We start from the raw sequence: 12060 nt of genomic DNA on the forward strand, positions 1-12060 counted from the left end.
CGGCTGCGACTGCTGCGCGAGGCGATGCCGAACATCCCGATCCAGATGCTGCTGCGCGGGCGCAACACCGTCGGGTACACCCCGTATCCGACCGAGGTCACCGACGCGTTCGTGGCCGAGGCGGCCGCGACCGGGGTGGACATCTTCCGGATCTTCGACGCCCTCAACGACGTGGAGCAGATGACCCCGGCCATCGAGGCCGTCCGCGCCACGGGGACCGCGGTGGCCGAGGTCGCCCTGTGCTACACCGGTGACCTGCTGGACCCCGCCGAGGACCTGTACACGCTGGACTACTACCTGGACCTCGCGCAGCAGTGCGTCGACGCCGGGGCGCACGTGCTGGCGATCAAGGACATGGCCGGGCTGCTGCGCCCGGGTGCGGCAGCGAAGCTGGTGAGCGCCCTGCGGGAGCGGTTCGAGCTGCCGGTGCACCTGCACACCCATGATACCGCCGGCGGGCAGCTGGCCACGCTGATGGCCGCGATCGAGGCCGGGGTGGACGCGGTGGACGTGGCCGACGCCTCGATGGCCGGGACCACCTCCCAGGTGCCCGCCTCGGCGCTGGTGGCGGCCCTGGCCCACACCGAGAGGGACACCGGGATCGAGCTGGCGGCGATCTCGGCGATGGAGCCCTACTGGGAGGTCATCCGCCGGATGTACGCCCCGTTCGAGTCCGGGCTCACCGCCCCGACCGGGCGGGTGTACCGGCACGAGATCCCCGGGGGTCAGCTCTCGAACCTGCGCCAGCAGGCGATCGCGCTGGGCCTGGGCGAACGGTTCGAGGACATCGAGGACATGTACACCGCCGCCAACGCCATGCTGGGCAGGCTGGTGAAGGTCACCCCCTCCTCCAAGGTCGTCGGCGACCTCGCCCTGCAGCTGGTGGGGATGGGCGTGGACCCGGCGGAGTTCGCCGCCGACCCGCAGCGCTTCGACATCCCGGAGTCCGTGATCGGCTTCCTCGCCGGTGAGCTGGGGACCCCGCCGGGCGGGTGGCCCGAGCCCTTCCGCTCCAAGGCGCTCGAAGGGCGCAACGTGCGGGTCGGGGTCACCGAGCTGGCGCCCGAGGACGCCGAGGCCCTCAACGGGGACTCCGCGACCCGGCGGGCCACGCTCAACCGCCTGCTGTTCCCCGGCCCTACCCGCGAGTACGAGGCCGGACGGGCCAAGTACGGCAACCTCGCCCTGCTGCACACCCGCGACTTCCTCTACGGGCTGACCACCGAGCACGAGCACGTGATCTCCCTCGGCAAGGGCGTGCGCCTGCTGGTGACCCTGCAGGCGATCTCGGAGGCCGACGAGAAGGGCATGCGCACCGTGATGCTCACCCTCAACGGCCAGCCCCGGATGATCGAGGTCCGCGACACCTCGGTCGCCTCGGCCGTGCCCGAGACGGAGAAGGCCGACCCCTCGGACCCCGGTCACGTGGCCGCCCCGTTCGCCGGGGCCGTCACCGTGACCGTGGCCGAGGGCGACACCGTGGAGCCCGGCGGGCAGGTCGCGACCATCGAGGCCATGAAGATGGAGGCCTCCATCACCGCCCCCACCGGAGGCACCGTCACCCGGGTCGCCCTCACCGGCGTCACCCAGGTCTCCGGAGGCGACCTCCTGATCGTCCTCGACCCCACCGGGAACTGACACGGCACCGCGGGCCGGTTCCTCCCCGGAGGAACCGGACCGCGGGTCATGGAGCGTCATGGAAAGGACCGCGATGCAGCAGATCCGGGGGCGTCCCGTCGACGAGCAGACGCGGTGCGTGCACTACCGCACGCCCTTGGACGTGATCGCCATCAAGTTCCGGTGCTGCCGGGAGTACTATCCTTGTCACTTGTGCCACGAGGAGACCGCCGGCCACCCGGCGGAGCAGTGGCCGGTCGAGGAACACGACGCCGCGGCCGTGCTCTGCGGGGTCTGCGCCCATGAGCTCACCGTGCGCGAGTACCTGGCGGTGGACGTCTGTCCGCGGTGCAGTGCGCGGTTCAACCCGGGGTGCGCCCTGCACGCCCACCTGTACTTCGAGCCGGCACCTCAGGACTGAGACGTCCCGGGGCTGCGCCATCGCCTCCGGGACGCACTGGGGCCAGGCGCGGCGGTGTCCGCGTGCCGGTGAGCACGACGAGGAGAGGGAGGCTTTCACGGTGTCGATCAAGCATCCGCTGCGGGACCGGTCTCGCCGTGGCGAGTCCGCGGCGCCGCTGGGGACCGCTTCCCCGGGCCTCCGGCTGTCAGGGGTCACGGTGACCAGGGAGGGCGTGGACGTACTCCGGGACGTCGACCTGTCCCTGGACGAGCAGCGCATCGCGGTGATCGGGCTCAACGGCTCGGGCAAGTCCACCCTGGTGCGCCTGCTCAACGGACTGCTGCTGCCCTCCCGGGGCACCGTGCAGGTCGGTGGGCTGTCCACCGCGACCGACGCCAAGCGCATCCGGCGGCAGGTGGGCTTCGTGTTCCAGAACCCGGAGAACCAGATCGTGATGCCGCTCGTGGCCGAGGACCTCGCCTTCGGGGCCAAGAACCTGGGCCTGCGCGGGGCCGAGCTCACCGCGAGGGTGGACGCGGTCCTCGAACGGCTGGGCATCTCCCACCTGCGCGAGCGGGAGTCCTACGCCCTGTCCGGGGGCGAGAAGCAGCTGGTGGCCCTGGCCTCGGTGCTGGTGATGGAGCCGTCCACGATCGTCTTCGACGAGCCGACCACCATGCTCGACCGGCGCAACCGGCGCCGGCTGCAGGCCACCATCGACGAGCTCGACCAGCGGGCGGTCGTGGTGACCCACGACCTCGAGCTGATCGGCGGCTACGACCGGGTCCTGGTGGTGCACGAGGGCCGCGTCGCCTTCGACGGCGCCCCGGGGCCGGCGGTCGAGTTCTACTGCCGGATCAGCGACTGATGGAGCCGAGGCGACAGCACGAGCCCGGCCACGACGCACGGACCCACGGCGCGCGGACCCCCCACTCGCAGACCCACGACGCACGGACCCACGACGCACGGACCCACGGCGCGCGGACCCACGGCGCGCGGACCCACGGCGCGCGGACCCGCGCAGCCGGGCCCACGGGGGTGCTGGCCCGGATCCCGGCCGGGTACAAGTTCGCGGTCCTGTTCGCCGCCAGCCTCGGCATCTACGCCGTGACGGACCTGGGGGTCCAGATCGTGGTCTTCGTGCTGGCGGTGGTCGCCGCGGTGCTGACCCGCACCCCGGTGGCCCGGCTGGCGCGACTGCTGGCGGGGCTGGTGCTCATCGTGGGGATCGTCTTCCTCACCCTGGGGTTCACCACCACCTGGGAGGCCGCGGCGGTCTCGGCCCTGCGGCTGCTCAGCCTCTGCCTGTTCGCCTACGCGGTGAGCCTGTCCACCACCTTCGGCCAGATGCTCACCCTGTTCGAGCGGCTGCTGGCCCCGACCCGGCGCCTCGGGCTGAACCCGGCCCAGATGAGCCTGGCCCTGTCGATGACGATCCGGTTCATCCCGCACATCCGCGGCCAGTACCTCGAGGTCCGCGAAGCCCAGTTCGCCCGCGGCCTGCACAACAGCCCCGTGGCCGTGCTGGTGCCCCTGCTGGTGCGGACCCTGGAGTCGGCCCAGGAGATCGCCTCCGCCCTCGACGCCCGCTGCTACGACTCCGCGCCCCCACCACGGGCCGCGCGCCGGGCCGCCACGGACTGACCCTGGCCCGACCCCGACCGTCCCACCCCGACGGATCCAGCCCGACCGTCCCACCCCGACGGATCCAGCCCGACCGTTTCCGCCCCTCCGCTCCGCCCCGCCTGATCGAGCCCAGCCGCTCGTCCCCGACCGAAGGACCCCCATGACCACCATGACCTCCCGGACCACCGACAGCTCCCGGACCACCCAGAACACCGTGCTGGTGGCCGTCTTCGCCGCCCTCATCGCGGCCCTCGGCCTGGTGCCGCCGATCACGGTCGGGATCATCCCGGTGCCCATCACCCTGCAGACCCTCGGCGTCATGCTCGCCGGCGCCCTGCTCGGGCCGGTGCGCGGGATGCTCTCCGTCGTCGTCCTGCACGCCCTGGTGCTGGCCGGACTGCCGCTGCTGGCCGGGGGCCGGGGCGGGCTCGGGGTGTTCCTGGGCCCGACCGGCGGCTACCTGGTGGGCTGGATCCCTGCGGCCCTGGTCATCGGGGCCCTGGTGCAGTACTGGGCGATCCGGCGCGCCGGCCGCGCTGCCCGCTTCGCCGCGGTGCTGCTGAGCGTGGTCCTGGGCGGCATCGTGGTGATCTACGCCTTCGGCATCCCGTGGACGGCCGTGGTCACCGGGCTGCCGCTGTCCACCTCCGCCCTGGGCACGCTGGTGTTCCTTCCCGGGGACCTGCTCAAGGCCGTCGTGGCGACCCTGGCCGCGATCAACGTCCACCGCAGCTACCGCCGCCTCCTGGGCGGGACGCCCACCACCCGCTGAGGCCCCGCCGGCATCCCGCCGGCGACACCCCGCTCACTGCGCAGGCCCGCACCCGCTGCGTGGGACTCCCCCCGAGGAGGAGGACATGCCCTTCCTGGACCGTGTGACCCGCTGGGCCGAGGGGCGCCCGCGGGAGCTCGCCGTCGCCTGCGGGCACGAGGAGCTGCGCTGGGACGAGCTGCGAGCCGGCGCCTCCGCCCTGGCGGCCTCGGGTGAGCCCACCGGGATCCTGCGGCAGGACAACGGCACGGGCTTCGTTCTCCGCTGGGCCGCCGGGGTGGCCGAGGACCGGGTGTGCGCCGTCCTGGACCCGTCCTGGCCCGAGGAGGTGGCCGGGCCCGTGGAGCAGCGCTGCGCGGAACGGCTGCCCACCGCCCCCGCCCCGGCGCGGTTGCAGGACGGCGACCCCGGTGCGGTGTTCCTCATCGGGCTGACCTCCGGGACCACCGCCGTGCCCAAGGGCTTCGGCCGCAGCCGGGCCTCCTGGCAGAGCTCCTTCGCGGCCTCGGCCGCGCACTTCGGCCTGCGCCCCGGGGACCGGGTGCTGGCCCCGGGCCCGCTCGCGGCGAGCCTGAACCTCTACGCCCTCTCCGAGTGCCTCTGGGCGGGGGCGGCCTTCGTCACGCTGCCGCGCTTCGACGTCGCCGCCGCCCACAGGGAGATCACCGCCCGGGGCGTCACCCGGCTCGTGCTCGTGCCCACGATGCTGCGCGTGCTCGCCGAGCGCGGCCTCGCCGCCGGGATCGACGCGAGGGGGATCACGGCGATCGTGTGCGCCGGGCAGAAGCTGGACCCCACCACGCTGGCCGCCGCCCGCCGCTGGGCGCCGGACGCCGCGATCTGGGAGTACTACGGCGCCGCCGAGCTCGGCTTCGTCGCCGCCCGCTGCCACCGCCCGGACGAACCGGCCGAGGAGCCCGCGGAGGGCTCCGGCACCGCCGTGGGGACGGCGTTTCCCGGCGTGGAGGTGACCGTGCTGGACGGGACCGGGACCCCCGTGCCCGAGGGCGCAACGGGCACCATCGGTGTCCGCTCTGAGCTGGTCTGCGACGGCTACCTGTGGGGCGACGACGGCCGGGCCCTCGGCCGGCTCGGCGGCATGACCACCGTGCGGGACCAGGGCTTCCTCCGCGACGGGCAGCTGCACGTGCTCGGGAGGGCGGCGGAGATGATCAACACCGGCGGGCACAACGTCTATCCGCACGAGGTCGAGGCCGCCCTGACCGGGATCCCCGGCGTGGCCGACGCCGTCGTGGCCGGTCTGCCCGACGCCCAGCGCGGTCAGCGGATCGTGGCCGGGATCCTCCCCGCGCCCGGCGGGACGGACCGGCGGCGCCTCCGGGCCGGGCTGGAGGGGCGACTGGCGCCGGCCAAGCGCCCCCAGCAGTACGTGGCGCTGGACGAGCTGCCCCTCACCGGCAGCGGCAAGACCAGCCGCGCGCTGCTGCGCGACTGGATCCTCGAAGGAGACTCCCGTGTCCGTCCCCTCGGCTGAGGCCCCCGTGCTGGTCCTGGGCCGGCGCACCCCGCTGGCCCGGGCCGGGACCCTGCTCGCAGGTGTGCCCGTCCACCGGCTGATGGCCCCGGTGCTCCGCGCCCTGGTGGAGGACTCCGGGCTGGACCCGGAGCGGCTGGCAGACGTGGTGGTCGGCAACGCCGTGGGCGCCGGCGGCAACCTCGCCCGGCTCGCCGCCCTCGAGGCGGGTCTGCCGCTGTCCGTGCCGGGGATCACCGTGGACCGGCAGTGCGGCTCGGGCCTGGACGCCGTGGTGCTGGCCTGCCGCCTCGCCCAGGCCGGGGCCGGGCAGGCCTTCCTCGCCGGCGGGGCGGAGAGCATCAGCACCGCACCGCTGCGCGGACGACGACGGGAGGACGGCGAGGTCGAGCTCTACCGCCGCGCCCGGTTCGCCCCGGAGCACCTGGGCGATCCGGACATGGGGGAGGCCGCCGAGACCGTCGCCCGCGAGCACGGGATCGACCGGGCCCGCCAGGACGCCTACGCGCTGCGCAGCCACCGGCGGGCGCTGGCCGCCGCGGAGGCCGGTGCCTTCGAGGGCGAGCTGGTGCCGGTGACCGGACCGCGCGGCGTGGTACGGGCCGACAACGGCCCGCGCCGGACGCTCACCGCCGGGCTGCTGGCGCGCTTCCCGCCCGTGTTCGCGGCAGGGGGGACGGTCACGGCCGGGAACTCGTGCGGTGACGCCGACGGCGCGGCGGCCGTCCTGGTGACGGACCCGGCCACGGCGCGCGATCTCGGCGTCCCGGACGGACTGGCCTTCCGCGGTGCGGTCACGGCCGGAGTGGATCCGGCGCGGCTGGGCCTCGGCGCGGCCGTGGCCGCCCGGCGGCTGCTGCGGGAGCAGGACGTTCCCGTGGCGTCGCTGGCGGCGGTCGAGTTCAACGAGGCCTTCGCCGGGCAGGTGCTGGCCTGCACCGACCTGCTCGGTCTCGACGAGGAGGTGCTCAACGCCGAGGGCGGCGCCCTGGCCCTGGGCCACGCCTACGGCGCCTCCGGGGCGGTGTCCGTGGTGCGGCTGCTCGCCCGGTCCCGGGGGCTGCCCACCGGCAGCCTGGTGCTGGCGATGATCAGCTCCGCCGGCGGCATCGGCACCGCGGCCCTGTTCCAGAAGACCGGGCGCTGACCGGAGCGCCGCTCAGCGCGTCCGCTGCGTCGTCGGCGGTTCCGCGCTGTCCAGGGCCGGGTAGGAGGGACCGTGCTCACCGAGCACGCTCACGCCGCGCCGGACGTTGTAGTACACGTCCCGCAGCGTCCAGCTGCGCAGCTCCGTGCGCTCCCGCCGCGGGACGGACTGCCGGCCCACGGTGGCGAACACGAAGAGCAGCGCCAGGAGGTAGAGTCCGCCGACCATGAGGAACTCCTTCTCGCGACCATCGTCGCGTAAGGGTCTAAACTGTTGATGACACTCACGCTAGTCGTGGAAGGGATAAGTAGTCAAGTGCACTTTGCCTATGACACTGAAGACGTGCTCGAGTCCGACGTGGCGCTGATGAACACCGCGCCGGGCGCCTCCCGTTCCGGGGAGGACGAGCTGGTGACCGCTGCGCAGCTGCAGACCCTGCTCCAGGAGCACGGCTGGACGGGCCGCTTCGACCGGGACGAGCGCGAGCTGGACGAGGTGCGCCAGGTCCGCGGCGAGCTGCGGCGGGTCTGGGCCCTGGACCGGGACGCCATGGTGGACGCGGTCAACGCCGTGCTCGACACCACCGAGATCGCCCCGCACCTGGTGCGCCACGACGGGAAGGACTGGCACCTGCACGCCTCGCCCTCGGATGCACCTCTGGCCGCCCGCCTGCGCCTGGAGACGGCCTTCGCCCTCGTGGACGTGATCCGCGCCGACGAGACCGACCGGCTGCGGGAGTGCGGGGCCGAGGACTGCGACGGCGTGCTCCTCGACCTCTCCCGCAACCGCTCCAAGCGCTTCTGCAGCCAGCGCTGCGCGAACCGCACCAACATGACGGCCTACCGCCGGCGGCAGGCCGGCGACACGGACGACCGCCCGGACGACGACGCGGCCTGAGCCGGACCGGCGGGTGCGTCGTCGTGCGCGCAGACCGACGACGACGAGCCCTCTCTCCGGGCGGATCGCCGCGCCGGGGCTGCTCCCGGCGCAGGGGAGGAGCACACTGGGGTCATGCGGATGATGCTGCTGACCTCGGGCACCCGCGGCGACGTGGAGCCCTTCGCCGCCCTCGCACGCTGCGCCGCCGAGCACGGGCACGAGGTCCGGCTGGGTGTGCCCGAGAACTCCGGGGTGGACCTGTCCGGGCTCGACACCGTGGGCCTGGAGGTCGACTTCCACCGGCTGGTCCAGGAGCGCGGAATCTCCCCGTGGACGGCCGTGCGGCACTTCCGCACCGAGATCCGCCCCGGCATGCGCCGGATGCTGGCCGCCGCGGTGCGCGAGACGCTCGCCCACGAGCCGGACGTGGTGGTCCACCACGCCAAGGTGCTCACGGCGCCGCTGGTGGCGGACGCCCTGGGCATGCCGTCCGTGCTGGTCGAGGCCATTCCCGTGCTCACGCCCACCCGGCAGTTCCCGGCGCCCGGGGTGGTGAACCGGGACCTCGGCCGGTTCAACCGCCGCACCTACGCCGTGGCCCGGGCTGCCGAACGGATGTTCCATCGCGACATCGAACGGGCCTGCGCGCCGCTGCCCGGCGGCGCCCCGGCGTCCGTCCCCGCCCCGGCGGCGACGCTGCTGCCGATCAGCCCGCAGCTGCTGCCCCGCCCGGACGACTGGCCGGCCACGGCTCACCTCACCGGGTCGTGGCACTCCGGCGCTCCTGTGCCGGAGCCTCCTGACGCCGTGCGCGCGTTCCTGCGGGACGGGCCCTTCCTGGTGGCGACCTTCGGCTCCATGGCCTCCGGGGACCCGGTGGCCCGGGGGAGGGCCGTGGTCGAGAGCGCCCGCGCCCACGGTCTGCGCACGCTGATGCTCACCGGCTGGGGCGGGCTCGCCCTGCCGGACGAGCTCCGGGGCGACGACGTGCTCACGGTGGCCTCCCTGCCGCTCGACACGGTGCTGCCCGGCGCGGCGCTGGCCGTCCATCACGGCGGGGCCGGGACCGTGCACGCCGTGGCCCGCGCCGGCGTCCCGCACGTGGTGGTGCCGTTCCTGGCCGACCAGCCGTTCTGGGGCCGGCAGCTCCACCGGCTCGGACTCGCGGCCGCGCCGATCCCGCAGAAGAAGCTGACGGCGGAGCGGCTCACCCCGGCGATGGGCGAGGCCCTGGGGTGCCGTCCAGCCGCCGAGCGCGTGGGCCGTGCGGTGCGGGCGGAGCGCGGCCTGGAGACGGCGCTGTCCGTGCTCACCGCGCTCTGAATTCGACAAATGCGCAGGATGCTGTTCATCGACGGCCGTTCTGCGTCGTTTCCGGACAAAGTCGACGCCGGTTTTCTCTCCTGCCCGAAATGCGGATCACCGTGAATTCCGAAATGCGTGGTGACCTGCCGATGCGTCGGGGAATTCACCTTCTCGGCTAGTCTCTGTCCCGGACACCGCCCCCGATCGGGGGACAACCGCCCGTCAGGCGCGGGTCGTGATGTCCACCGGACGGAGGGACGAGGACGTGGAGCAGACCGTGGGGCACGCCCCACTGTGGCTGGTGCTGTGCGCCGTGGTGGCCGGCGCCGTCATCGGCTCCGTCCTGCCCCGGGTCGTTCTGCGCTACAGCCCCGCGGAGGAGCCCGTGCGGGCGCCGTCCCGTCCGCTGCTCGTGGTGGTCACGGCGGCCCTGTTCGTCCTCGTGGCCGCGTTCCTCGGTCTCAGCTGGCAGCTGCCGGCGTACCTGTTCCTCGCGGGGGTCGCCGTGGTGCTCACGGTGATCGACCTGCGCCACCACCTCCTGCCCAACGCCGTGGTGCTGCCGGCGCTGGGCATCGGCGTGCTGCTGCTCGCCCTCGCCGCGGCCGGGGAGAACGCCTGGGGGGCGCTGCTGCGCGCGGTGCTGGGCGCCCTCTTGCTGTTCGTGCTCTATCTCATCCTCGCGCTTGTCTCACCGGCCGGCCTGGGCATGGGGGACGTCAAGCTCGCCGCCGTGCTGGGGCTGTTCCTCGGTTTCCAGGGATGGGGCGCCCTCTTCGTCGGTGCGGTCCTAGCGTCCGTGGCCGGCATGGTCGCGGGAATCGTGGTGCTGGCGTCCCGCCGCGGGGGCCTGCGCAGCGACGTCCCGTTCGGTCCGTCGATGCTCGCCGGCGCCCTCGTGGCGGTCGTCTGGGGAGAACTGCTGGCGCGGGAGTACCTGCTGCCGGGCCTGTACTGACGCCCTTCGGGGGACAAGGGCATCGGCACCGTGGTAGATGCAGATCGATACAGACTCTCACTAGGCATTACGTCCGTTCTTGACGTCCCCCAAAGTGCATGCATCTGAATGCTTGTGTCTTTGCGGGAGCAAAGCCTAATCTTCATACAGGTCAGTAGCCCGGTACGGGGAGAAGCCGCAAGGCAAATACCGACAGAGCTGACGACCCTTTCCGATCATCCCTTTCATCGAAGGATCCTGCCATGCTGCCTCTCTTCATCACCCTCCAGACCATCTTCGGCGACGCCAAGGCCCGCCTCACCGGCGAGGAGAAGGGTGCCACCGCCGTGGAGTACGGCCTGCTGATCGGGCTCGTGGCCATTGTCCTGGTGACGGCCATCGCTCTCCTGGGGCCGGCCTTCACCACCATGATGGGCAACATCATCGCCCGGCTTCCCTGATATCAGGGCCCACAATGCGCCGCGGCGTCCCTGCGGGGGCGCCGCGGTTCGTTTCGGCTCGAAGGAGGGGACCATGAGCCGTTTCCGTTCCGACCGAGGGGCAGTGGCCGTCGAGTTCGCGCTCGCTATTCCACTGCTCCTGACCATACTTCTGGGGATCGTGGAGATGGGATTCGCCTTCAACTCACAGATCTCGGTGACCCACGCTGCCCGGGAAGCCGTCCGCACCATGGCCATCCGGGACGATCCAGGAGCTGCGCGAGCGACGGCCATCGCTGCCGCACCGTCCTTGATCCCCGCCCTCACCGACGGGGAGATCACGGTCACGCCCAGCAGTTGCACCGCCGGGAACACGGCCACGGTGACCATTCGCCACAACCACACGCTGGTCACCGGCTTGTTCGGGGCCGATGTCACCATTCGCGGAACGGCGGCCATGCGATGCGGAGGCTGACGTCGACGTTGCGGCGAGGCGAGCGTGGAGGAATCTCCGTGCTGATCGCACTGTCCTTGGTCGTCCTGCTCGGCATTGTTGCCCTCGTCGTCGACGCGGGGGCCTTGTACGCCGAACGCGCCGAGCTGCAGAACGGGAGCGACGCCGCTGCGCTGGCCATCGCACAGAACTGCGCGGCCGGCAGCTGCGGAACCCCGTCCACGACGGCGCAGTCCTTCGTGAACTCGAATGCCAAGGACAACGCCGCCAATGTCGACACCCCGACGTTCCCCACCGCGACATCGGTCCGGGTCCGGGCGACGACCCGGGACGCCGGCGGGGCCGGTTCACTGGCGCTGTCGTTCGCACCCCTCTTGGGGTTCGACCGAGAAACGGTGTCGGCCACGTCGACGGCTGCCTGGGGCAGTCCTGCCGGAGGGCCGGCGGTGCTGCCACTCGCCTTCGCCCCGTGCGTGTTCAATCTCAGCGGCGTCCGCCAGGTCATCGAGACACACGGTAGTTCGGGTGCTCCGACCTGTACGAGCACCAGTCCGTCGGGCGCCACGCTTCCCGGTGGCTTCTCCTGGCTCGCTGGTTCCACCAGCACCACGTGCTCCGTGGAGTACAGCATCAGTACCTGGGTGCCGAGCAGCCCTGGGGCCAGCGCTCCCAGTGCCTGTTCCAGCGTGTTGGTGCCGTCGCTCGTCGGAGAGACCGTGCTGTTGCCTGTCTACGGCGACAAGACCGGTACCGGGTCCGGCGCCTCCTACCGGCTCACCGGGTGGGCGGCGTTCAAGATCTACGGCTGGCGCTTCCCCGGCAATGAAGTGAACAACAACACCGCTGCCGGTCCCAAGTGTGTCGGCAGCTGCAACGGGATCATCGGCGAGTTCGTGCGATTTGCCTCCCTCGAAGAGGGCTTCACCCTTGGCGGCCCGAATCTGGGCGCCACCGTCGTCTCGTTGACCGAGTAGAAAGTACGCCC

At 72.6% G+C, this 12060-nt stretch carries 14 protein-coding genes; 13 read left to right on the forward strand and 1 reads right to left on the reverse strand.

Going from position 1 to position 12060, the window contains the following annotated elements:
* From QYM41_RS06495 to QYM41_RS06525, 7 genes are all read left to right on the forward strand, one after another.
* A partial coding sequence (locus QYM41_RS06495) for a hydroxymethylglutaryl-CoA lyase-like TIM-barrel protein (RefSeq protein WP_368798936.1) occupies window positions 1–1638 on the forward strand: 1638 nt, incomplete at its 5' end.
* 58 nt (window positions 1639–1696) lie between these two features.
* On the forward strand, window positions 1697–2038 hold the full coding sequence (locus tag QYM41_RS06500; RefSeq protein ID WP_368798937.1) for a CHY zinc finger protein: 342 nt from the start codon (window positions 1697–1699) through the stop codon (window positions 2036–2038).
* A 214-nt stretch (window positions 2039–2252) separates the two neighbouring features.
* Entirely contained in the window at window positions 2253–2888 is a 636-nt protein-coding gene (locus tag QYM41_RS06505; protein WP_368798938.1) for an energy-coupling factor ABC transporter ATP-binding protein, read from the forward strand.
* Window positions 2888–3664 carry an energy-coupling factor transporter transmembrane component T family protein gene (locus QYM41_RS06510; RefSeq protein ID WP_368798939.1) on the forward strand — a complete coding sequence of 259 codons (777 nt, stop codon included), beginning with the start codon at window positions 2888–2890 and terminating at the stop codon, window positions 3662–3664. The genes QYM41_RS06505 and QYM41_RS06510 overlap by 1 nt, the downstream gene beginning before the upstream one ends.
* Before the next feature lie 142 nt (window positions 3665–3806).
* Complete coding sequence (locus QYM41_RS06515; protein ID WP_368798940.1) at window positions 3807–4418, forward strand: biotin transporter BioY; 612 nt, start codon at window positions 3807–3809, stop codon at window positions 4416–4418.
* Between the two features lie 85 nt (window positions 4419–4503).
* Window positions 4504–5913 (forward strand): class I adenylate-forming enzyme family protein, encoded by a 1410-nt coding sequence (locus tag QYM41_RS06520; protein ID WP_368798941.1) that lies wholly within the window; start codon window positions 4504–4506, stop codon window positions 5911–5913.
* The gene (locus tag QYM41_RS06525; protein ID WP_368798942.1) at window positions 5894–7060 is read left to right on the forward strand and encodes a thiolase family protein; all 1167 of its coding nucleotides are present in this window, start codon (window positions 5894–5896) and stop codon (window positions 7058–7060) included. Before QYM41_RS06520 ends, QYM41_RS06525 begins: the two co-directional genes overlap by 20 nt.
* Window positions 7061–7072: 12 nt before the next feature.
* On the opposite strand, the gene QYM41_RS06530 is transcribed toward QYM41_RS06525, so the two are convergent.
* Entirely contained in the window at window positions 7073–7288 is a 216-nt protein-coding gene (locus QYM41_RS06530) for a hypothetical protein (protein ID WP_368798943.1), read from the reverse strand.
* 114 nt (window positions 7289–7402) lie between these two features.
* Here QYM41_RS06530 and QYM41_RS06535 point away from each other — a divergent pair, with 114 nt between their 5' ends.
* From QYM41_RS06535 to QYM41_RS06560, 6 genes are all read left to right on the forward strand, one after another.
* The gene (locus QYM41_RS06535; protein ID WP_368798944.1) at window positions 7403–7957 is read left to right on the forward strand and encodes a CGNR zinc finger domain-containing protein; all 555 of its coding nucleotides are present in this window, start codon (window positions 7403–7405) and stop codon (window positions 7955–7957) included.
* 114 nt (window positions 7958–8071) lie between these two features.
* Window positions 8072–9262, forward strand: a complete 1191-nt coding sequence (locus QYM41_RS06540) for a glycosyltransferase (RefSeq protein WP_368798945.1) — start codon at window positions 8072–8074, stop codon at window positions 9260–9262.
* A gap of 220 nt (window positions 9263–9482) precedes the next feature.
* Window positions 9483–10202, forward strand: a complete 720-nt coding sequence (locus QYM41_RS06545) for a prepilin peptidase (RefSeq protein WP_368799145.1) — start codon at window positions 9483–9485, stop codon at window positions 10200–10202.
* Between the two features lie 242 nt (window positions 10203–10444).
* The gene (locus QYM41_RS06550; protein WP_368798946.1) at window positions 10445–10642 is read left to right on the forward strand and encodes a Flp family type IVb pilin; all 198 of its coding nucleotides are present in this window, start codon (window positions 10445–10447) and stop codon (window positions 10640–10642) included.
* Between the two features lie 73 nt (window positions 10643–10715).
* Window positions 10716–11096 (forward strand): TadE/TadG family type IV pilus assembly protein, encoded by a 381-nt coding sequence (locus QYM41_RS06555; protein ID WP_368798947.1) that lies wholly within the window; start codon window positions 10716–10718, stop codon window positions 11094–11096.
* Between the two features lie 38 nt (window positions 11097–11134).
* Window positions 11135–12049, forward strand: a complete 915-nt coding sequence (locus QYM41_RS06560) for a pilus assembly protein TadG-related protein (protein ID WP_368798948.1) — start codon at window positions 11135–11137, stop codon at window positions 12047–12049.
* The last annotated feature ends 11 nt before the right edge of the window (window positions 12050–12060 follow it).

The sequence above is a fragment of the Kocuria oxytropis genome (assembly GCF_040981195.1).
GTDB classification, from domain to species: domain Bacteria; phylum Actinomycetota; class Actinomycetes; order Actinomycetales; family Micrococcaceae; genus Kocuria; species Kocuria oxytropis.